Source organism: Rathayibacter sp. Leaf296, from assembly GCF_001423045.1.
GTDB classification, from domain to species: Bacteria; Actinomycetota; Actinomycetes; order Actinomycetales; family Microbacteriaceae; genus Rathayibacter; species Rathayibacter caricis.
This window is the reverse complement of record NZ_LMNR01000002.1, coordinates 450878-471798: the sequence shown is the minus strand read 5'-3', so window position 1 is coordinate 471798 and position 20921 is coordinate 450878. Positions and strand designations below refer to the sequence as shown.

Sequence of the window (20921 nt, the reverse complement as noted above, 5' to 3'; positions counted from 1 at the left end):
GACGCCCGTCACAGAGCGTTACGTCCGGGCAACGGCGGGGAAACGGCGTCTGCCTACGGTGGACCCCATGACAACCGCAGGAGCGAACCCCGCCGCCGACGCCCCCCGACGCGTGCTCGTCGTCGGCGCCGGCCCCGCCGCGCACCGCCTGGTCGACGCGCTCGTCGCGCGGGCCGACTCCGCTCTCGACATCACCGTCTTCGGCGAGGAGGTGCACCACCCCTACGACCGCGTCGCGCTCTCGAAGCGTCTCGAGGGGCGCGTGGACCTGACCCTCGGCGACGGAGCCCTGTGGGAGTCGGCGCGGCTGATCACCTCCTCCCGCGTGGTCGCGATCGATCCGGAGCACCCGCGGGTCGAGCTGGCGGACGGCCGCTGGTTCGAGGGCGACGAGATCGTGCTGGCGACGGGCTCCTCCGCCACGGTGCCCCCGATCGCCGGTGCCGAGCACGGCCGCGTGTACCGCACGCTCGAGGACGTCGACTCGCTCGTCGCCGACCTCGCCGCCTTCCAGGAGCGCAAGGGCCGCCCGGCGAACGTGGTCGTGGTCGGAGGAGGACTGCTCGGCCTCGAGGCCGCGGGCGGCGCGCACCGGCTCGGCGCGCGCACCGCGCTCATCCACTCCGGCCGCTGGCTGATGAGCGCGCAGCTCGACGAGGGCGCCGGCCAGGCGCTCGGCCGCATCATCTCGGCGCAGGGCATCGCGCTGCACCTCGGCAACCGGCCCACCGAGATCCTCACCTCGCCCACCGGCACCGTGCTCGGCGTCACCCTGACCGACGGCTCGAGCATCGGCGCCGACCTCGTCGTCTTCTCGATCGGCATCACAGCCCGCGACGAGCTGGCGCGCGCGGTCGGCATCGACGTCGCTCCGCGCGGGGGAGTGGTGGTCGACGACGCCTGCCGCACCAGCCGCGAGCACGTCTGGGCCATCGGCGAGGTCGCCGCGATCCAGGGCCGCACCGTCGGCCTCGTCGCCCCCGCGAACGCGATGGCCGAGGTCGTCGCCGACCGGCTGCTCGGCGGCGACGCGACGTTCCCCGGAGTGGACGACGCCACCAAGCTCAAGCTCTCGGGCGTCGAGGTGGCCAGCTTCGGCGACGCGCTCGGGGCGGGCGAGGGCGCCCTCGAGGTCGTGTACGCCGACCCGGCCCGCGGGCTGTACCAGAAGATCGTCGTCTCGGACGATGCGAAGACCCTGCTGGGCGGCATGTTCGTCGGCGACGCCGGACCCTACTCCTCCCTCCGCCCGCTGCTGGGCCGCGAGCTGCCCGCCGAGCCCAGCGCCTACCTCGCGGCCGCCGGGGCGGAGGCGCCGAGCGGCGACCTGCCCGACGACGTGCAGCTCTGCTCCTGCAACAACGTCTCGGTGGGCGAGGTGCGCCACGCCATCGGCGAGGGCTGCACCGAGCTCGGGCCGCTGAAGGCCTGCACCCGCGCGGGCACCCAGTGCGGCTCCTGCGTCCCCCTGGTCAAGAAGCTGCTCGACACCGAGCTCACCCGCGCCGGCGTGGAGGTGTCGCGCGCCCTCTGCGAGCACGTCTCGCTCAGCCGCAGCGAGCTGTTCGAGTCGGTGCGGATCCTGGGCCTGCACTCGGCCGAGCAGGTCATGGAGCGGTTCGGCTCGGGGCTCGGCTGCGACGTCTGCAAGCCCGTGATCGCCTCGGTCCTCGCCACGCAGACCAACGCCTACATCCTCGACAAGGGCCAGGCGCCCCTGCAGGACACCAACGACCGGGCGCTCGCCAACATGCAGAAGGACGGCACGTACTCGGTCGTCCCGCGCATCCCGGGCGGCGAGATCACCCCCGCCAAGCTCAAGGTCATCGCCGAGGTGGCCGAGCAGTACGGCCTCTACACGAAGATCACCGGCGGCCAGCGGATCGACATGTTCGGCGCCCGCCTCGAGCAGCTGCCCGAGATCTGGACCCTGCTGGTCGACGCCGGCTTCGAGTCGGGCCAGGCGTACGGCAAGTCGCTGCGCACGGTGAAGTCGTGCGTCGGATCGACGTGGTGCCGCTACGGCGTGCAGGACGCGGTCGGCATGGCGATCTTCCTGGAGGAGCGCTACCGCGGCCTGCGCTCCCCGCACAAGTTCAAGCTCGGCGTCAGCGGATGCGCGCGCGAGTGCGCGGAGGCGCGCGGCAAGGACATCGGCGTGATCGCGACCGACACCGGCTGGAACCTCTACGTCGGCGGGAACGGCGGCTACCAGCCCGCCCACGCGCAGCTGCTCGCGCAGGACCTCGACGACGCCACGCTCGTGCAGTACATCGACCGCTACGTGATGTACTACGTCCGCACGGCCGAGCGCCTCCAGCGCACGGCCCGCTGGCAGGAGGACCTGCCCGGCGGCCTCGACCACGTGCGCGAGGTGGTCTGCGAGGACTCGCTCGGGATCGCCGCCGAACTGGAGGCCGCCATGGCGACCCACGTGGACACCTACGTCGACGAGTGGGCGGCGACCCTGGCCGACCCCGACCGGCTACGGCGCTTCCGCTCGTTCGTGAACGCCCCCGACACCGCGGATCCGCGGGTCTCGACGGTGCGCGAGCGCGGGCAGAGCCGGCCGGCGGGGAGCGACGAGCGCTCGGACGGGCCGGTGCTGGTCGCGGGGACGACGATCCCGGTCGGGCCGGTGAGCGTGGTGGGGCCGCCGGCGTCGCTGGCGGCGTCGGTGTCCGCGTCCGCTTCCTATTCCGTGAAGGAGTCCTGATGCAGCTCTCGCTCGATCTGACCGGCCGGCGCGTGCTCGTCGTGGGCACCGCCTCCGGGACGCGCCGCGTGCTCGCCCGCTACCGCGCCGCGGGCGCGCTCGTCGAGCGGCGCGAGGCCGACGACGCGCTGCCGGTCCGGCTCGCCTCCGCGTCGCTCCTGGCCGCCGGATGCCCCGCACTCCTCGTCTGGGTCGAGGGGGCCGCCGAGCTGCGCGCCGCCGCCTCCGCCGAGGCCGGTCGGCACGGGATCTGGACCGTCGACGAGGCCGGCGCGCCCCACCGGCCCCTCGGGCACGTGAGCATCGTCGGCGGAGGTCCCGGCGACTCCGACCTGATGACGCTCGCCGCGCACCGCGCGCTCCGCGAGGCGGACGTCGTGCTCTACGACCGCCTCGGCCCGCACGACGGCCTCGCCGAGTGGGCGCCCGGCGCCGAGCTCATCGACGTGGGCAAGACGCCCGGCCACCACGCGGTGCCCCAGCACGAGATCGAGCGGCTGATGGTCGCCCGCGCCCTCGACGGCCTCGACGTGGTCCGGCTGAAGGGCGGCGACCCGTTCGTGTTCGGCCGCGGGTCGGAGGAGGTGCGCGCCTGCCGCGTCGCCGGTGTGCCCGTCACGGTCGTGCCCGGAGTGACGAGCGCGATCTCGGTGCCGGCCGCCGCGGGCATCCCGGTCACGCACCGCGAGGTCAGCCGCGCGTTCACCGTGGTCTCGGGCCACGCCCCCTTCAGCGAGGAGGAACTCGGGCACCTGGCCGGGCTGGGCGGCACGCTCGTCGTCCTCATGGGCGTGAACACCCTCCCGCACCTGGTCGCCGGGCTGCAGCGCGCGGGCATGACCGCCGGGATGCCGCTCGCGATCGTCGAGCGCGGCTGGTCGCACGCCCAGCGCACCACGATCACCTCCGTCGGCGAGGTGATGGGGCTGCTGGCCGACCTCGCTCCGCGCTCTCCCGCGGTCATCGTCATCGGCGAGGTCGTGCGCCAGGCCTCGTGCGATGATTCTCAGGATCCCGAGAGCATCGCCCGCGCGGTCGATGCGCTGACGACGTGAGAGCCCGAGGGGGCCGCCGATGAGCACCACCGACGCACCCGACTCCGACGCCTCCTCACCGGGCTTCCGGCCCGACCAGCTCGTGGGCTTCCGCATCGGCGTGACCTCCGACCGCCGCTCCGAGGACCTCATCGCCGCCTTCGAGCGCCGTGGCGCCGACGTCACGCACGCGCCCACCATCCGGATGCGCGGCATCGACACCGAGGGCGTCCTCGAGGACGAGACCCGCGCGATCGTGGCCGCGCGCCCCGACGTGCTGCTCGCGACGACCTCCTACGGCATGCGCCGCTGGCTCGAGGCGGCCGACGCCGCGGGCCTGGGCGACGAGCTGACCGACGCTCTCTCGGCCGCGCGGATCCTCGTCCGGGGTCCGAAGGCCCGCGGAGCCGTTCGCGCCGCCGGCCTCGACGACCACGGCATGAGCGAGCGCGAGACGACCACCTCCCTCGTCGATCTGGCCCTGCGCGAGGGAGTGGACGGCCGCACGATCGCGGTGCAGCTGCACGGGTTCACCGACCCCCACCAGCTCGAGCGCCTGACCGACGCGGGCGCGACGGTCCTCACCGCCGCCCCCTACCGCTGGAGCGTGCACGAGGACTCGGCGCGGGTCCTCCGGCTGATCGAGGCGATCTGCTGCGGCGGGATCGACGCCGTCACCTTCACCAGCGCCCCCGCGGTCGAGGCCCTCTTCACCGTCGCCGAGGCCGCCGGCCGGCTCGACGCCCTGCAGGCCGCGTTCCGCGAGACGGTCGTCGCGGCGGCGGTCGGCCCCGTCACTGCGGCGCCGCTCGTCGAGGCGCAGATCCTGCCGATCGTCCCCGACCGGTTCCGGATGGGCGCCCTCATCCGCCTGCTCTGCGAGCACCTCGAGCAGAGCGCCCCGCGCATCGAGACCGAGTACGGCCTCCTCGAGCTCCGCGGCCGTCACGCCGTGCTCGCGGGGGAGCGGGTGCCGCTGACCCCGGTGGCGCTGGCGCTGTTCCGCACCCTGGTCGCCGCCGAGGGCGCGACGGTCGCGCGCAACGTGCTCGCCGCCTCCGCTCCCGAGGCGCTCGACGACCACGCGGTCGACGTCGCGATCAGCCGCCTGCGCCAGTCCCTCCCGGAGCCCCGCCTCGTCGCGACCGTCATCAAGCGCGGCTACCGCCTCGCGACCCCGCTCTGACCGGGCGCTCTCCGGTCTGCGCTCGCACCCCGCGACCGGTCGCGTACCTGGGTCTCCGGGCGATCGAGCGCCCGGTTCGCGTCCACTCGTCGTTCGCGCCTCCGGCGAGTGGTCGCGTACCGGGGTCAGCGCGAGGTGCAGCACCCGGTTCGCGTCCTCTCGCGTCTGCCGTCGATCGTGAGTGGTCGTGCGGCGGGGTCTGCGCAGGGTAGAGCGCCCGATTCGCGTCTTCTCGTCTTTCCCGCTGCTCACGAGTGGCCGCGAGGCGGGGTCTGCATGGGTCGAGGCGCCCGGTGCGCGTCCACTCGCGGCTCGGGTCCGTGCCGCTGTCACGACGAGGGACGCCATCCGCCCGCGAGGAGCGCCCGACGGACGCGGGCGGCGCAGCCGAGCGGGTCCGCGTCGAACGAGGCCGAGGCGATGCGCACCACCGTCCACCCGGCCGCCGCGAGCCTCTCGTAGCGGATCAGATCGCGATCCCACTGCTCGCGGTCCGTGCGGTGGTGGTCGCCCTCGTACTCCACGACGACACGCCACCTCCGGTACAGCAGATCGACCCGGCCGATCCTCCCGAGCGCGTCGAACAGCTCGACCTGCAGTTCGGGCTCGGGGAGTCCCGCCGTCACGAGGACGAGGCGGAGCCGGGTCTCGCGCCGCGACTCCGCTCCCTCTCGGACGAGGGCGAGCGCGCGACGAACGGCGCGCGATCCACGGCCCTCGATGCGCTCGACGCGGCGCTGCAGCTCGTGCAGGGGGACCCACGGTCGGGGATCGTCCGTTCGCGGCTTCGCTGGGGAAAGGACGAGCGCATCCCCGACCGCGACCAGGTCCTCCAACCGCAGCGCGTCGCCGAGCTGGCAGAAGACGCTCGCGCCGTCGGCCAGGAGCAGCCCGCCCCGCCGCACTCCGGTCAGCTCGGGGTCCGCGAGCGAGCTGCCCACGAGCCCGCGCCCCCGCGGGGCGCGCGCCGGATGCCGGACCGCGACGTGCAGCGGTTCGTCCGGAGGCTCGCTCGGAAGATCCAGCGGCCAGAGCCGAGCCGCGGTCAGCCCGCAGAACACGGAGCGCCGCATGATCGTCGCGTACGCCGTGGCGCGCTCGAGGACGCTCGTCACCGCTCCGGCCGGTGCCCGCACTCCGCGGAAGGGGATCACCAGGTCGGACGCGCGGAGGCGGTCCTCCGTCACGCCGGCGGACCGCGCCTCCTCCACCGAGAAGGCGCGTCCGCGCAGTTCGAGCGGGAGGGGTGCGGGTCGGGGCATCGCGTCATCGTGCCCGATGTCCCGTTCCGGCGAGCAGGTTCTCCACAGGCCAGCGTCGATCCGCCGCGAACCGGGCTGTGCGGGGCGCCCGGAGCCCGTTTCCTGCCGAGTGGCGGGTCGGGCGCGGCTGCCAGAATGGGGCGCATGAGCAGCGCAGCCCTCCGTGTCGTGATCGCCCCCGACTCCTTCAAGGGGTCCGCGACGGCCGTCGAGGTCGCGGAGGCGCTCGCCGAGGGCTGGCGCGAGGAGCGTCCCGGAGACGCGATCGTGCTCGCTCCGATGGCCGACGGCGGGGAGGGGACGGTCGACGCGTTCGCGGTCGCGGTCCCCGAGGCGGCGCGGCACACGCTCACCGTGACCGGGCCCGACGATCGGCCGGTCGAGACCTCGTGGCTGCTGCTGCCGGACGGCGCGGCGGTCGTCGAGCTCGCCTCCGCCAGCGGCATCACCCTGCTCGACCCGCTGCGCCCCCTCACCGCGCACACCCGCGGCTTCGGGCGGGCGATCGCGGCCGCTCTCGACGCCGGGGCGCACTCGCTCCTGCTGGCGATCGGCGGCAGCTCCTCCACCGACGGCGGAGTCGGGGCCCTGCGCGAGCTGGGCGCGCGCTTCCTCACCGTGACCGGGCACGAGATCGGCGACGGCGGAGGCGCCCTGCACGACCTCGCGGCCGTCGACCTGCACGCGCTGCAGCGGGTTCCGGCCGGCGGCGCGCTCATCCTCAGCGACGTGACGAACCCGCTGCTGGGCGACTCCGGAGCAGCGCACGTGTTCGGGCCGCAGAAGGGCGCCTCGCGCGACGATGTGCTGCGGCTCGACGACGGCCTGCGGCACCTGGCCGCGCATCTCGACGCCGACCCGGAGGAGGCGGGCACGGGGGCGGCCGGCGGCACCGGGTTCGGCCTGCTCGCGTGGGGCGCCCGCCTCGCGCCCGGCTCGGCCGCGGTGGGCGAGGCGCTCGGACTCCCCGCGCTGATCGACGGCGCGGACGTCGTGCTCACGGGGGAGGGGCGCTTCGACGCCCAGTCGAGGGCGGGGAAGGTGCCGTCCTACCTCCTGGAGCTGGCGGAGGAGGCCGGTGCGCGGGCGATGCTGGTCGCCGGAGCGATCCAGGCGCCCACCACGGGCTTCGCCGCGGCGGGCTCGCTGGTCGAGGCCGCGGGGTCGGCCGCGACCGCGATCGCGGACCCGCTGCCGTACCTGCGGGCAGTGGCGCGGGACCTGGCGCGCCTGGCCTGAGAGCCTCCGGCCGCGCCCCCGGTGTCGGTGGTGCGGCCTACCGTTCGAGCATGATCACGGACGCGCGACGACCCCTACATGTGGTGGTCCGCCCCTGCCTCCGACCCCGGATGTCGGGAACAGCGACACGCCGACGAGCGTTGTACACAGGGAACGCCGGGAGCCTCTCCACAGCGGTGGATAACTCCGGGCGATCCGCGTCCTCACGCGGATCCGCGGGCCTCGGCCTGTGGATGAACGGGGGACGAACCGGTGGATAACTACACGAATGTAACTACTAGCCCTAGTGGGCTCCCGCCGGGCGCCCCCCTATATGTAGTATTGCTGAGCAGGTCGGGGCGAGCGCCCCTCCGGCGCCCAGCACCACCCCAGACGTACCATTCACGACCGTCTCCCACCCCGATCGGCACGCCGACGGAACGCCTCGGAGCCGGCCCAGGACACCCTCCCGGAAAGGACGACACGCATGGCCGTGACGGTCTACACCAAGCCCTCCTGCGTTCAGTGCACGGCGACCTACCGCGCCCTCGACAGCAAGGGCATCGACTACGAGGTGTTCGACCTCTCCGTCGACGAGAAGGCCCTCGAGGCCGTCAAGGCGCTCGGCTACCTGCAGGCGCCCGTCGTCATCACCGACGACGATCACTGGAGCGGCTTCCGCCCCGACAAGATCGCGACGCTCGGGGCCTGAGACCCCTCGCCGCCGCGTCCCTCCCCGGACCGGCGGCCCCACGCTCCGCCGGTCCGGGTGGGCAGGTTCTGCCCCGGACCGGCGGAGGATCCGAGTCGCGAGGCTCGGGTCCTCACCGGAACGACCGCCACGACGCCCCGCAGGGCACCCGGAGGGGGAGCACACGATGAGTGAGCTCGTCTACTTCTCCAGCAGCTCGGGCAACACGCACCGCTTCATCGAGAAGCTGGGGCGGCCCGCGCAGCGCATCCCGCTGCACTCGCACCGCGACGGGGCGAAGGCCGACACGCTCCACGTCGACGAGCCCTACGTGCTCGTCCTGCCGACCTACGGCGGCGGGATCGACGGGGGAGCGGTTCCCAAGCAGGTCATCCGGTTCCTCAACCAGCCCCGCAACCGCTCCCTGCTCCGCGGCGTCATCGGCGCCGGCAACACGAACTTCGGCGAGGCCTACTGCCTCGCCGGCGACATCATCGCGAGGAAGTGCGCCGTGCCGCACCTCTACCGCTTCGAAGTATTCGGAACCCCCGACGACGTCCGCGCCGTCGACGAAGGATTGGACACGTTTTGGACGCAGCAGTGATCGACGCCCCCCGGGACGCCGCGCAGATGGACTACCACTCGCTCAACGCGATGCTGAACCTGTACGGCCCGAACGGAGAGATCCAGTTCGACAAGGATCGCGAGGCCGCTCGCGAGTACTTCCTGCAGCACGTCAACCAGAACACCGTGTTCTTCCACTCCCTCAAGGAGCGCCTGGACTACCTGGTCGAGAAGGAGTACTACGAGCAGGCCGTGCTCGATCAGTACTCGTTCGAGTTCATCCAGCAGCTGAACGACCTCGCGTACTCCAAGAAGTTCCGCTTCGCGACCTTCCTCGGCGCCTTCAAGTACTACACGTCGTACACGCTCAAGACGTTCGACGGGAAGCGCTACCTCGAGCGCTTCGAGGACCGCGTCGTGATGACCGCTCTCGGACTCGCCCAGGGCGACGAGAAGCTCGCCGTCGCCCTCGTCGAGGAGATCGTCGCCGGCCGCTTCCAGCCCGCGACCCCCACGTTCCTCAACACGGGCAAGGCCCAGCGCGGCGAGCTCGTCTCGTGCTTCCTGCTGCGCATCGAGGACAACATGGAGTCGATCGCCCGCGGCATCAACTCCGCGCTGCAGCTCTCCAAGCGCGGCGGCGGAGTGGCGCTCTCGCTCTCCAACATCCGCGAGGCCGGCGCCCCGATCAAGCAGATCGAGAACCAGTCCTCGGGCATCATCCCCGTGATGAAGCTCCTCGAGGACAGCTTCAGCTACGCCAACCAGCTCGGCGCCCGCCAGGGTGCGGGAGCCGTGTACCTCTCGGCGCACCACCCCGACATCCTGCGCTTCCTCGACACCAAGCGCGAGAACGCCGACGAGAAGATCCGCATCAAGACGCTGTCCCTCGGCGTCGTCGTGCCCGACATCACGTTCGAGCTCGCGAAGAACAACGAGGACATGTACCTCTTCTCGCCCTACGACGTCGAGCGCGTCTACGGCCTGCCCTTCGGCGACATCTCGATCTCCGAGAAGTACCGCGAGATGGTCGACGACCCGCGCATCAAGAAGACCAAGATCTCAGCGCGCGAGTTCTTCCAGACCATCGCCGAGATCCAGTTCGAGTCGGGCTACCCCTACATCGTGTTCGAGGACACGGTGAACAAGGCGAACCCGATCAAGGGCCGCATCAACATGTCGAACCTGTGCTCCGAGATCCTGCAGGTCAACACCCCGACGACCTACAACGAGGACCTCTCCTACGCCACCATCGGCAAGGACATCTCCTGCAACCTCGGCTCGATGAACATCGCGCTGACCATGGACTCGCCCGACTTCGGCCGCACCATCGAGACCGCGATCCGCGGCCTCACCTCGGTGTCCGACCAGTCGCACATCACCTCGGTCCGCTCGATCGAGGACGGCAACGACAAGTCGCACGCCATCGGCCTGGGCCAGATGAACCTGCACGGCTACCTCGCCCGCGAGCGCATCCACTACGGATCCGAGGAGGGCATCGACTTCACCAACATCTACTTCTACTCGGTGCTGTTCCACGCCCTGCGCGCCTCCAACAACATCTCCATCGAGCGCGGCACCACCTTCGAGGGCTTCGCCGACTCGAAGTACGCCTCGGGCGAGTTCTTCGACACCTACACCGAGAAGGAGTGGGCTCCCGCCACCGAGCGCGTCGCCCGCCTCTTCGCCGACGCCGGCATCGCCGTCCCCACCCAGGACGACTGGCGCTCGCTCAAGGCCTCGGTCATGGAGCACGGCATCTACAACCAGAACCTGCAGGCCGTCCCGCCGACCGGCTCGATCTCGTACATCAACAACTCGACGTCCTCGATCCACCCGATCGCGTCGAAGATCGAGATCCGCAAGGAGGGCAAGCTCGGCCGCGTCTACTACCCGGCGCCGTTCATGACGAACGACAACCTGGAGTACTACCAGGACGCGTACGAGATCGGCTACGAGAAGATCATCGACACCTACGCCGCGGCGACGCAGCACGTCGACCAGGGCCTCTCGCTGACCCTGTTCTTCAAGGACACCGCCACCACCCGCGACATCAACCGCGCGCAGATCTACGCCTGGCGCAAGGGCATCAAGACCATCTACTACATCCGTCTCCGCCAGCTCGCGCTGGAGGGCACGGAGGTCGACGGCTGCGTCAGCTGCATGCTGTAGCGATCGCCGCTGCTCCCCTCGACACCTCTGCACCACCGACCCGCACGAAGAAGAGATCATGACTCCCCCTGAGAAGCTCAAGCTGGTCAGCCACGTCAACGCCATCAACTGGAACCGCATCCAGGACGACAAGGACGTGGAGGTCTGGAACCGCCTCACGAGCAACTTCTGGCTGCCCGAGAAGGTCCCGCTGTCCAACGACATCCAGTCGTGGAACACGCTGACCCACGAGGAGCAGCAGCTCACGATGCGCGTGTTCACGGGCCTGACCCTGCTCGACACCATCCAGGGCACGGTCGGCGCGGTGTCGCTCATCCCCGATGCGATCACTCCGCACGAGGAGGCCGTCTACACGAACATCGCGTTCATGGAGTCGGTGCACGCGAAGAGCTACTCGTCGGTCTTCTCGACGCTGTCCAACACCCAGGACATCGACGAGGCGTTCCGCTGGTCCGTGGAGAACCCGAACCTTCAGAAGAAGGCCGAGATCGTCATGGACTACTACCGCGGCGACGACCCGCTGAAGCGCAAGGTCGCCTCGACTCTGCTCGAGTCGTTCCTCTTCTACTCCGGCTTCTACCTGCCGATGTACTGGTCCTCGCGGGCCAAGCTCACCAACACGGCCGACCTCGTGCGCCTCATCATCCGCGACGAGGCCGTGCACGGCTACTACATCGGCTACAAGTTCCAGAAGGGCCTCGAGCGCGTCGACCAGGCCAAGCGCGACGAGATCAAGGACTACACGTTCTCGCTGCTCTACGAGCTCTACGACAACGAAGCGCAGTACACGCAGGACCTCTACGACCAGCTCGGCCTGACCGAGGACGTCAAGAAGTTCCTCCACTACAACGCCAACAAGGCCCTGATGAACCTCGGCTACGAGCCGATGTTCCCCAAGCAGGTCACCGATGTGAACCCCGCGATCCTGTCGGCCCTCTCGCCCAACGCGGACGAGAACCACGACTTCTTCTCGGGCTCCGGCTCCTCCTACGTGATCGGCAAGGCCGTGAACACCGAGGACGAGGACTGGGACTTCTAGGCGTCGACACCACGTCCGGTCCTCCACGGCGAACGGCCCCTCCCCGACACGGGTGAGGGGCCGTTCCTCGTTCGCAGGGACCGCGCGCTGGTCAGCCGTCGAGGAGCGCGGCCCGGATAGTGCGGAGCAGCGCGGGGGCGTGCACGGTGACGGTCGCCCACAAGCGCTCGTTGTCGAGCGCGGAGTAGTTGTGCGGGGCGATGTTCCGCGTCGCTCGCAGCCCTTCGACCGCGTCGCCGGGCAGCTGTGCGACGACGGCGGCCGGCAGGTCGCGGTGCACGAACTCGGCGAGAGTGATCAGGGCGAGCGCGCCGATGTCCCTGCTGTCCGAGACGGGGCGGATGAACTCGTCCTCGCCGTCTCGCGCGGCACGATCGAGGCGGGAGAGGAGCCGGTCCGCCTCGAGGATCAGCCGGGCGCGCTTGTCGGTGTCGTCGGCGGGGCGCCGGGGGCGGGCGGTGAAGCGGCCGGGCGTCGTCTCGCCGTCGTCCGGCCCGGTCACAGCGGCACTGCCTCGCGGCGGATCGCGGCCACGACGTCGTCGTCCGGGCTGTCGATCACGACGTCCACCGGGAAACCGAGGAGCTCTTCGGCGCGACCGCGGAACGCGGCCAGGCGGAGGAAGTCGACGGACGGATCCGCCGCGACGAGCAGGTCGATGTCGCTCCGCTCGTCGTCCGAGCCCCGGGCGGCGGATCCGAACACCCGGACGTCGCTCAGTCCGTGCTCGACCGCGAGCTGCCGGACGTCGTCAGCCAGGTACTCCAGAACGATCGACGGGCGGAGTCGGGCGGCCCGGAGGAGTCGCTCGAGCAGTTCCGGACTCGGACGGCGCGCTCCGGCTTCGATCGCGGCGATGTTCGGCTGGCGCAGGCCGGTGGCCGCAGCGAGTGCCGTCTGGGACATCGCGACGTCCTCGCGGGCGCGACGCAGGACGGCACCGAGGGGGAGGCGGTCGAGGATCACGATCGCATCATATCGCCGTGGTATGTCAGAGCGGGAGGCGCATCAGCACCCGCGGGAAGCCGTTCAGCACGGAGGTCGTGTCGGCCGCCCAGGAGAAGCCGGCGCGCTCGAACAGAGCGCGGGTGCCGACGTAGGCCATCGTCTGCTCGACCTTGGCGCCGCGGTTGTCGACCGGGTAGCCCTCGATCGCCGGGGCGCCGTAGGAGCGCGCGAAGTCGACGGCTCCGGCGAGCAGGGCGTGCGAGATGCCGCGGCGGCGGAAGCCGGGGCGGACCCGGATGCACCACACGGTCCAGACGTCGAGGTCGTCGACGTGCGGGATCCTGCGGTTCTTCGCGTAGCTCGTGTCGGCGCGTCGGTGCACGGCGGCCCAGCCCGCCACCTCGTCGCCGTCGTAGGCGAGCACGCCGGGCGGAGGATCCTGCGCGACCAGTTCGCGCATCCGCTCACCCCGCGCAGGACCGCGGAGGGAGGTGTTCTCGGTGGAGGAGAGCAGGCGGTAGCTCAGGCACCAGCACACGCTCGCATCCGCCCGCTTCGGCCCGTTCATCGTCGCCACGTCGTCGAAGACGGACGCCGGGCGCACCTCGATCGTCATGAGGGCACCCTGGCACTAAGGGAGAAGCGCGGGCAAGCATCCGCATTCACCACTCCGCCGCATGAATCGCACCAGCACCCGCTGTTGGACGCCACTCAGCCGGCCCCCCTAGCGTGGGGGAGTACCCGACGAAGGAGTCCCCCCTTGAAGCACGTCACCCTCGGCGCCTCCGGCATCGAATCCCCGAACGTCGTCCTCGGCCTCATGCGCATCCCCGACATGACCGACGACGCCATCCGCGATCTCGTGCGCACCGCGCGCGACTCCGGCATCGACTTCTTCGACCACGCCGACGTTTACGGCGACGCCGTGCACCACTGCGAGGAGCGCTTCGCCGAGGCGATGCAGCTCACCCCGTCCCAGCGCGACGAGATCGTGCTGCAGACCAAGTGCGGCATCGTCGGCGACGGCCCGTACTTCGATTTCTCGTACGAGCACATCATCGAGTCGGTGGAGGGGTCGCTGAAGGCTCTGCAGACCGACCGCATCGACGTGCTCCTGCTGCACCGCCCCGACGCACTGGTCGAGCCGGACGAGGTCGCCCGCGCCTTCGACGAGTTGCACGCCGCCGGCAAGGTGACGCACTTCGGCGTCTCGAACCACACGCCGTACCAGATCGAGTTGCTGAAGAAGTCACTGAACCAGCCGATCGTGGCGAACCAGCTGCAGCTCTCGGTGACACACGCTCCGCTGATCGCGCAGGGAGTCGCGTCGAACATGGCGGCGCTCGACCAGTCGATCATGCGCGACGGCGGCATCGTCGACTACTGCCGCCTCAATGGCATCACCGTCCAGGCGTGGTCGCCGTTCCAGGCGGGCTTCTTCACCGGCGTCTTCCTCGACAACCCGGCGTACACGGAGCTGAACGCCGTGATCGACCGCCTCGCCATGCAGTACGACGTGCCCGCGATCGCGATCGCCACGGCGTGGATCACGCGCCACCCGGCGAACATGCAGGTCGTGCTCGGCACCACCAACGAGCAGCGCGTGCACGACGCGGCGCTCGGCTCCGACATCCCCCTGACCCGGGCCGAGTGGTACGAGATGTTCCGTGCCGCCGGCTACACGGTCCCCTAGAGCTCCCACCCCGGAGGAAATGCGCGTCGGCGCACAGAGAGGGCACGACTCCGGTCGTGCCCTCTCGCACGTCCGGGGGTCGTCAGATGCGCAGGCGCACGGTGACGGCGGAGTCGATCTCGACGCCCTCCGCCCGCCGCACCGCGGTCTTGAGCGGCACCAGGTAGCCGCCGTCCTTCGGCCAGAGCGACGTGCTCCAGGTGCTCGAACCGAGGACGACCGTCGCGGGGATCATGCCCCAGCCGTACGACACATGCGCTGCGGCGTCCGCGATCGTAGGGACGCGCTCCTCCGGGACGCGCACGAAATGCCAGGGTGCCGGCCCGCGCCAGAAGACGACGACGGCGTCGAACTCGATCTCCACGTGCAGAGAGTACGACTCAGCGAGACCCGGGAATAGGATCCGCCCCTCCGCGTTGAACTTGAGTGCAAGTGACTCAACTCTTCAGGAGGACTGGTGCCCGACAACTTCAACGAGGCCGGAGCGAGCTCGTTCGACGACTTCCTCGCCCGCTACCTCGACGGTGAGCGCGCCCGCGCGGCGCGGTCCATCGACCTCAGCCGATTCCTCACCGCCCGGACCCAGAGCATCCTGCAGTCCGCAGGACGCTTCGCCCTCGAGCGCGGCCAGACCGAGCTCGACGCGCTGCACGTGCTGCGCGTCCTCGTCGACGACGAGGCCGTCGCGCAGACGGTCCGGCGCATCGGCGTCGACCCCGGCGCGATCGCGACCGCGACGGAGGCGCGCCTGCCGCAGGCCGCCGAAGGGCAGGCGTCGCCGAACGCCGCCACCATCACGCCCAGCGCTCAGCGCGCCCTGTTCCACAGCTACCAGGTCGCCCGCTCGAGCGGATCAACCTACATCGACCCCGAGCACCTCTTCTTCGCGCTCGTGCTCGGCCAGGACGCGCCCGCCGGGCAGGTCCTGGCGCGCGCCGGCGTGACCGCGGAGGCACTCACCCAGGGACTGCGCGAGACCGTCACCGCCGGTCCGGAGCAGCAGGAGGCCGGCGCCCCCGCCTCCGAGACGCCGATGCTCGACCAGTTCGGCACCGACCTCACGCAGCTCGCCCGCGACGGGAGGCTCGACCCGGTGATCGGCCGCGCCGACGAGATCGAGCAGACCATCGAGATCCTCAGCCGCCGCACCAAGAACAACCCGGTGCTCGTCGGAGAGGCGGGCGTCGGCAAGACCGCGATCGTTGAGGGCCTGGCCCGCGCGATCGTCGCGGGCGAGGTCCCGGAGCAGCTGCGCGACAAGCGCGTCGTCTCCCTCGACCTCCCCGGCATGCTCGCCGGCACCCGCTACCGCGGCGACTTCGAGGAGCGCCTGACGAAGACGATGGACGAGATCGCCGCCCGCTCCAGCGAGCTGATCGTCTTCATCGACGAGGTGCACACCGTCGTCGGCGCCGGTGGTGCCGGCGAGGGCGGCATGGACGCGGGCAACATCCTCAAGCCGCGGCTGGCCCGCGGCGAGCTGCACCTGGTGGGTGCGACCACGCTCAAGGAGTACCGCACGATCGAGAAGGACCCGGCGCTCGAGCGCCGCTTCCAGCCCGTCCGCGTGGGCGAGCCGTCCGTCGAGGACGCGATCGCGATCCTGCACGGACTGCGGCAGGCCTACGAGGAGCACCACCGCGTGACCTTCACCGACGACGCCCTGCGCGCCGCCGTGGAGTTGTCGGACCGCTACCTCCCCGACCGCGTGCTGCCCGACAAGGCGATCGACCTGATCGACCAGGCCGGTGCGCGCCTGCGCCTGTCGCTGGGCGCCGGAGTCGACACCGCGGCCCTGCTCGAGCGCCTCGCGGTGCTCGAGGGCGACAAGAACGCGGCCGTCTCGGCCGAGCACTACGAGGAGGCGTCGCGACTGCGCGACGAGATCTCGTCGGTGCAGGCTCAGCTCGACGCCGCGACCTCGACCGGACGCGCGACGACCGGGGCCGAGGTGGGCGAGACCGAGATCGCGGCCGTCGTGGCCCGCGCCACGGGCATTCCCGTGTCGCGACTGACGGAGGGGGAGCGCGAGCGGCTCGCGCACCTCGAGGACGAGCTGCACCGGCGCGTCATCGGGCAGGACGACGCCGTGACCGCGGTCGCCCGCGCCGTCCGCCGCAGCCGGACCGGGCTCGGCGACGCCTCGCGTCCCGTCGGCTCGTTCCTTTTCCTCGGACCCACGGGTGTGGGCAAGACCGAGCTGGCGCGCACGCTGGCCGGCTCGCTCTTCGCCGACGAGCAGTCCGTCATCCGCTTCGACATGAGCGAGTTCGGCGAGCGGCACACCGTCTCGCGGCTGGTCGGCGCCCCTCCCGGGTACGTCGGCTACGACGAGGCCGGACAGCTGACCGAGCGCGTGCGGCGGAACCCTTACTCCGTCGTGCTGTTCGACGAGATCGAGAAGGCGCACCCCGACGTGTTCAACCTGCTCCTGCAGGTGCTCGACGACGGGCGTCTGACCGACGGTCAGGGCCGCACGGTCGACTTCCGCAACACGGTGATCATCATGACCTCGAACCTGGGGTCGGAGTTCCTGGCCTCCCGCTCCGGCGCGCTCGGCTTCGTCGCGCAGAGCGACGCGTCGGCCGAGGGCTTCGCCTCGGAGAAGGACCTGCGCGACCGCGTCATGGGCCGGCTCCGCGAGGCGATGCGTCCCGAGTTCCTCAACCGCATCGACGAGATCGTGCTGTTCCGCAAGCTCGGCCGCGAGCAGCTCCGCGAGATCGTGGGCATCGTGCTCGACGCGACACGGGCCCGACTCGCGCCGCGCGAGGTGTCGCTCGAGGTCACGGAGTCGGCGATCGACTGGCTCGCCGAGCACGGCTACGAGCCGCAGTACGGTGCCCGTCCGCTCCGCCGCCTCGTGCAGCGCTCGGTCGACGACCGCATCGCGGACCTGTTCGTGAGCGGCGACGTGACGGACGGCGGAGCGGTGCACGTCGACGCGGTCGGCGGCGAGCTGGTCGTGACGTCCTCGTCGCGGATGCCGCTGGCGGCGTAGTCCACCGCCCACCCGCGCCCCGGCTCCCTCACCTCGGGAGCCGGGGCGTCGTCGTGTCCGGGACCGGGCGCTCGTGCGACCGCTTGCGCGGGGGAGCGGGGCCGGATAGACACGGGAGAGCACGAGAACCGGAGGCCCGATGTCGAACCCGCGCTACTACGACCCGGTCGGTCGCGCGATCCGCGCCCTGCTCTGGATCTCGCTCGTCTGCTTCGGGCTGGCCGTCGGCTTCTTCGCGCTCGACGTCGTCACTCCGGGGTCGATGACGGACGCGGCACGGCCCTACGCCGAGGCGAGCGGGGCGCTGGCGTGCTTCGGCATCGCGGCGCTCATCATGCACTTCGCGGTGGTCGCGATCGTCGGGGCGATCCGGGGGCGCGGACAGTAGGTCCGCGCCCCCGAGCTGGTCTCAGTGCCTGGGCGTCAGGCGATCAGGGGCACTTCTTCGCAGTGATCGAGACCTTGAGTTCGGCATCCGGAGCGACGGAGGATCCGCCCGCCGGCTCCTGACCGGTCACCTTCCCGGTGTCCGGCGCATCGCCGGCCTCGGTGCAGGACAGCGTGATCTGCGTGAATCCGGCGGCCCCGAACGCGGCCTTCGCCGCCTCCAGGTCCTGACCCGTCACATCCGGCACCGTCTTCTGGTTGCCGCTGCTGGTGAACACCGTGATGCCGGTGCCCGCCTGAGCCGAGCCCGACGGATCCTGGCGCGTCACGGTGCCCACCGGGGCGTCGGACGCCTCGGTGCCGCCCTCGATGAGGGGGAAGCCCGCCGCGGACAGCTTGGCCTTCGCGTCGGCGAGGGCGAGCCCTGTCACATCGGGGATCTCGACGCGCGGCACGACCTGGAGCGAGCCGTTCGCCTTCGGGAAGGCCGCTCCGCCGTACTCGGCGTTCGCCGCCGCCATCACGACCGGCCAGATGCGGTGACGGGCGGTCGCCGCGGGCCCGGAGTCGAAGTTGAACTGCCGGAGGCGCAGGTTGGCGGCGCCCTTCACGTTGAAGACGCCGACGACGGTCGCGACCCGGGTGCTCGCTCCGCTCATCCAGGTGGCTGCGGCGCTGTCGGTCGTGCCGGTCTTGCCGATCAGCGGGATGCTGTCGCGGGTGCGCGACGCGGTCGCCGTGCCGCCCGCGGTGAAGGTCGACTGCAGGGCGACGGCGGCGGTGGCCGCGACGTTCGCGTCGATCGACTGGCGGCAGTTGGCCGGCGGGACCGGCTGCTCCGCCCCGGCGGTGTCGGTGATGCGGTCGATCGCGATCGGGTCGCAGGTGATGCCGCCCGAGGCGACGGTCGCGTACGCGCCCGCCATCGAGAGCGGCGAGACGTAGTTGGTGCCGAGAACCGAGGACGGGTTGTGTTCGAGCTCGGCGCCGCTGCCCTGCTTCACGCCCATGTCGAGCGCGGTGTCGCGGATGCCGCAGAGGTCGAGCTTGCGCGCCATGCCCACGAAGCCGGTGTTCAGCGACGTCTTCGTGAAGGAGACGGGAGTGCCCACCTCTCCGGTGCCGCCCTCGTCGTTCTTGGCGCTCGTCTCGTTGCTCGTGTCGGTCCCCCCGGCCACGCACGAGTCGGTGAAGGTGCCCCAGGTCGACTTGCGCGTGCCGTCGACGCGCTCGTTGATGCTGTGCCCCTCCTTCAGCCACTCGATCAGGGTGAAGAGCTTGTAGGTGGAGCCCGGCTGGATGCCGGAGGAGCCGCCGTACGCCTTGTCGGTGCTGAAGTTGATCGCGCTGTAGGAGGCGTCGGCGTTCAGGACGTCGGGGTCCTGCGAGTACTTCTTGTTCTGCGTCATCGCGAGCACCCGGCCGGTGCCGACCTCGACGCTGACGGAGACGGCGCCGACGTCGAAGTTCCACGTCTCGGGGACCTGCGCGTTCACGGCGTTCACCGCCGTGTCCTGGAGGGAGACGTCGAGCGTCGTGTAGACGTCGAGGCCGCCGCGGCGGAAGTTCGTCCAGCGCGCGTCCTCGTTGTCGCCGAAGGTGTCGGAGTTCTTCAGGACGTTCGTGACGTAGTCGCAGAAGAAGCCCGCGTTGCCGGCGGTCGAGCAGCCGGTGCTGGGCTCGGTGATCGCAGGCTGGACCGGCGTGGCGAGGGCCGCGTCGTGGTCCGCCTGCGTGACCTTCCCCTCCTCCAGCATCTTGTCGATGATGTAGTCGCGCCGGTCCTTGTTGCGGGCGTAGCCGTTCGCGGCGCCGTTGTCGGGGTCGTCGGGCTGGTCCAGGCGCAGGTTCGCCGGGTTGTTCACGATCGCGATGAGGCTCGCGGCCTGGGCGATCGTGAGGTTCGCGGCAGTGGTGTTGAAGTAGTAGTTGGCGGCCGTCTCGAGGCCGTAGGTGGTGCCGCCGAAGAACGCGATGTTCAGGTATCCCTGGAGGATCTGGTCCTTCGTGTACTCCTTCTCGAGACCGATCGCGAGCTTCATCTCGCGGAGCTTGCGCTCGGGAGTGGTCTTCGTCGCGCTCTCGATCGCCGCGGCGCGCTCGGCCTCGTCGGTGATGTTGCGGACGGCCTTCTCGATGAGCACGTTCTTCACGTACTGCTGCGTGATGGAGGAGCCGCCCTGCACCTCGTTGCCGAGCACGTAGGTCTGGGCGACCGCGCGGAGGGTGCCCGGGAGGTCGACTCCGCCGTGCTCGTAGAAGCGGGGGTCCTCGCCCGAGACCGCGGCGTCCTTGGCGAACTGCGAGATCTGATCGAGAGGGACCTCGACGCGGTTCTCGACGTAGAAGGAGGCGAGCAGCTGGGGCGTGCCGTCGGCGCGCGTGGCGAAGATGTTGCTCTTCTCGGAGAGCTTGTCGACCTCGAGGTACTCGGGGAGGCCGTCGAAGACGCCGATGGACTGGTTCGCGGCGACGCCGGCGATCGCCACGGCGGGCGTCACCGTGGCGGTCACGAGGACTCCGGCCACGACGCTCATGCCCAGGAAGCCGACGATCGCCTTGATCACGCCGCCGGTGGTCCGTCTGTCCGTCGCCAATCCGTCTCCTTCGGGTACCCCCGGTCTCGCGACGGCCGCCACCGACGCCCTGACGCGCTCTGCGACAGGTCAACCTCGACAGACTAACCCGAGACCTCCGGAAGACGAAGGCCCGGTCCGAGGCCTGAAAGGGGGCTGGGACGCGGGGCGGAGGCGGCCGGGCGGTCGGTGCGTGCGCAGAGGGCTCCGTGGGTCGGGGATGCTCGGGCGCGACGAGCTGGTGATTGCCTGAGAAGAATCACAGGGAGACGGCGAGCGGGTGTCATACAGGGGCTGCTCGGGAGAGCGCGGCCTCGGTGCGGCGACGCGGCCCGTCCGCTCTCCTCGGTGCCGGTCGCTGAGAGGCCGAGGGCTTCCTCCACAGGGCGGCACCGTTGCGCCATACCGGTGTTATCCCTACTCTCCGAGGAAAC

At 70.9% G+C, this 20921-nt stretch carries 17 protein-coding genes; 11 read left to right on the top strand and 6 right to left on the bottom strand.

Translation table 11 applies throughout. The features are described from left to right. Positions 1 to 67 precede the first annotated feature (67 nt). Genes nirB through ASF46_RS12375 form a run of 3 tightly spaced genes read left to right on the top strand, consistent with a single transcriptional unit; the run spans position 68 to position 4936 of the window. Complete coding sequence (gene nirB / locus ASF46_RS12385; protein ID WP_056867867.1) at positions 68 to 2716, top strand: nitrite reductase large subunit NirB; 2649 nt, start codon at positions 68 to 70, stop codon at positions 2714 to 2716. Further along, entirely contained in the window at positions 2716 to 3771 is a 1056-nt protein-coding gene (gene cobA, locus ASF46_RS12380) for a uroporphyrinogen-III C-methyltransferase (RefSeq protein ID WP_056867866.1), read from the top strand. Before nirB ends, cobA begins: the two co-directional genes overlap by 1 nt. Positions 3772 to 3790: 19 nt before the next feature. Then, positions 3791 to 4936 carry a uroporphyrinogen-III synthase gene (locus ASF46_RS12375; protein WP_056867865.1) on the top strand — a complete coding sequence of 382 codons (1146 nt, stop codon included), beginning with the start codon at positions 3791 to 3793 and terminating at the stop codon, positions 4934 to 4936. A 329-nt stretch (positions 4937 to 5265) separates the two neighbouring features. On the opposite strand, the gene ASF46_RS12370 is transcribed toward ASF46_RS12375, so the two are convergent. Next, positions 5266 to 6198 carry an endonuclease domain-containing protein gene (locus ASF46_RS12370; RefSeq protein WP_056867864.1) on the bottom strand — a complete coding sequence of 311 codons (933 nt, stop codon included), beginning with the start codon at positions 6196 to 6198 and terminating at the stop codon, positions 5266 to 5268. 144 nt (positions 6199 to 6342) lie between these two features. On the opposite strand from ASF46_RS12370, the gene ASF46_RS12365 reads away from it, so the two are divergent. The 5 genes from ASF46_RS12365 to nrdF all read left to right on the top strand — a co-directional run bounded on the left by ASF46_RS12365 (position 6343) and on the right by nrdF (position 11882). Continuing rightward, a complete protein-coding gene (locus tag ASF46_RS12365) occupies positions 6343 to 7437 on the top strand; it encodes a glycerate kinase (RefSeq protein ID WP_056867863.1) in 1095 nt (364 codons plus the stop codon). A gap of 466 nt (positions 7438 to 7903) precedes the next feature. Continuing rightward, positions 7904 to 8128: a glutaredoxin-like protein NrdH gene (gene nrdH / locus ASF46_RS12360; protein WP_055791091.1), complete on the top strand. Its 225-nt coding sequence runs from the start codon at positions 7904 to 7906 to the stop codon at positions 8126 to 8128. A 166-nt stretch (positions 8129 to 8294) separates the two neighbouring features. Further along, a complete protein-coding gene (gene nrdI, locus ASF46_RS12355) occupies positions 8295 to 8711 on the top strand; it encodes a class Ib ribonucleoside-diphosphate reductase assembly flavoprotein NrdI (protein ID WP_055791095.1) in 417 nt (138 codons plus the stop codon). Between the two features lie 26 nt (positions 8712 to 8737). Continuing rightward, entirely contained in the window at positions 8738 to 10843 is a 2106-nt protein-coding gene (gene nrdE, locus ASF46_RS12350; RefSeq protein ID WP_056868579.1) for a class 1b ribonucleoside-diphosphate reductase subunit alpha, read from the top strand. A 58-nt stretch (positions 10844 to 10901) separates the two neighbouring features. Next, positions 10902 to 11882: a class 1b ribonucleoside-diphosphate reductase subunit beta gene (nrdF, locus tag ASF46_RS12345; protein WP_055791099.1), complete on the top strand. Its 981-nt coding sequence runs from the start codon at positions 10902 to 10904 to the stop codon at positions 11880 to 11882. Between the two features lie 91 nt (positions 11883 to 11973). Here the strand turns inward: nrdF and ASF46_RS12340 are convergent, their stop codons facing one another. From ASF46_RS12340 to ASF46_RS12330, 3 genes are read right to left on the bottom strand one after another with little or no spacing between them, the layout of a single operon-like run. After that, positions 11974 to 12384 carry a HepT-like ribonuclease domain-containing protein gene (locus ASF46_RS12340; protein WP_056867862.1) on the bottom strand — a complete coding sequence of 137 codons (411 nt, stop codon included), beginning with the start codon at positions 12382 to 12384 and terminating at the stop codon, positions 11974 to 11976. Beyond that, positions 12381 to 12848: an XRE family transcriptional regulator gene (locus tag ASF46_RS12335; protein ID WP_157602487.1), complete on the bottom strand. Its 468-nt coding sequence runs from the start codon at positions 12846 to 12848 to the stop codon at positions 12381 to 12383. Before ASF46_RS12335 ends, ASF46_RS12340 begins: the two co-directional genes overlap by 4 nt. A 25-nt stretch (positions 12849 to 12873) precedes the next feature. Then, positions 12874 to 13446: a GNAT family N-acetyltransferase gene (locus ASF46_RS12330; RefSeq protein WP_056867861.1), complete on the bottom strand. Its 573-nt coding sequence runs from the start codon at positions 13444 to 13446 to the stop codon at positions 12874 to 12876. 144 nt (positions 13447 to 13590) lie between these two features. On the opposite strand from ASF46_RS12330, the gene ASF46_RS12325 reads away from it, so the two are divergent. Continuing rightward, positions 13591 to 14523, top strand: a complete 933-nt coding sequence (locus ASF46_RS12325) for an aldo/keto reductase (RefSeq protein ID WP_056867860.1) — start codon at positions 13591 to 13593, stop codon at positions 14521 to 14523. An 82-nt stretch (positions 14524 to 14605) separates the two neighbouring features. On the opposite strand, the gene ASF46_RS12320 is transcribed toward ASF46_RS12325, so the two are convergent. Then, positions 14606 to 14887 (bottom strand): DUF1905 domain-containing protein, encoded by a 282-nt coding sequence (locus tag ASF46_RS12320; RefSeq protein WP_056867859.1) that lies wholly within the window; start codon positions 14885 to 14887, stop codon positions 14606 to 14608. 93 nt (positions 14888 to 14980) lie between these two features. On the opposite strand from ASF46_RS12320, the gene ASF46_RS12315 reads away from it, so the two are divergent. Further along, positions 14981 to 17524 (top strand): ATP-dependent Clp protease ATP-binding subunit, encoded by a 2544-nt coding sequence (locus ASF46_RS12315; protein WP_056867858.1) that lies wholly within the window; start codon positions 14981 to 14983, stop codon positions 17522 to 17524. A 139-nt stretch (positions 17525 to 17663) separates the two neighbouring features. Then, on the top strand, positions 17664 to 17912 hold the full coding sequence (locus ASF46_RS12310; protein ID WP_056867857.1) for a hypothetical protein: 249 nt from the start codon (positions 17664 to 17666) through the stop codon (positions 17910 to 17912). Positions 17913 to 17955: 43 nt separating this feature from the next. Here the strand turns inward: ASF46_RS12310 and ASF46_RS12305 are convergent, their stop codons facing one another. Continuing rightward, positions 17956 to 20508, bottom strand: coding sequence for a transglycosylase domain-containing protein (locus ASF46_RS12305; protein WP_056867856.1), 2553 nt, complete (start codon positions 20506 to 20508; stop codon positions 17956 to 17958). Positions 20509 to 20921 lie beyond the last annotated feature (413 nt).

What these genes read in the sequence shown, in the direction of transcription:
- nirB (WP_056867867.1), top strand. Translation starts at nt 68, where the DNA reads ATGACAACCGCAGGAGCGAACCCCGCCGCCGACGCCCCCCGACGCGTG.
- nrdH (WP_055791091.1), top strand. Translation starts at nt 7,904, where the DNA reads ATGGCCGTGACGGTCTACACCAAGCCCTCCTGCGTTCAGTGCACGGCG.
- ASF46_RS12330 (WP_056867861.1), bottom strand. Translation starts at nt 13,446, where the DNA reads ATGACGATCGAGGTGCGCCCGGCGTCCGTCTTCGACGACGTGGCGACG.
- ASF46_RS12375 (WP_056867865.1), top strand. Translation starts at nt 3,791, where the DNA reads ATGAGCACCACCGACGCACCCGACTCCGACGCCTCCTCACCGGGCTTC.
- nrdE (WP_056868579.1), top strand. Translation starts at nt 8,738, where the DNA reads ATGGACTACCACTCGCTCAACGCGATGCTGAACCTGTACGGCCCGAAC.
- ASF46_RS12370 (WP_056867864.1), bottom strand. Translation starts at nt 6,198, where the DNA reads ATGCCCCGACCCGCACCCCTCCCGCTCGAACTGCGCGGACGCGCCTTC.
- nrdF (WP_055791099.1), top strand. Translation starts at nt 10,902, where the DNA reads ATGACTCCCCCTGAGAAGCTCAAGCTGGTCAGCCACGTCAACGCCATC.
- ASF46_RS12365 (WP_056867863.1), top strand. Translation starts at nt 6,343, where the DNA reads ATGAGCAGCGCAGCCCTCCGTGTCGTGATCGCCCCCGACTCCTTCAAG.
- ASF46_RS12310 (WP_056867857.1), top strand. Translation starts at nt 17,664, where the DNA reads ATGTCGAACCCGCGCTACTACGACCCGGTCGGTCGCGCGATCCGCGCC.
- nrdI (WP_055791095.1), top strand. Translation starts at nt 8,295, where the DNA reads ATGAGTGAGCTCGTCTACTTCTCCAGCAGCTCGGGCAACACGCACCGC.
- cobA (WP_056867866.1), top strand. Translation starts at nt 2,716, where the DNA reads ATGCAGCTCTCGCTCGATCTGACCGGCCGGCGCGTGCTCGTCGTGGGC.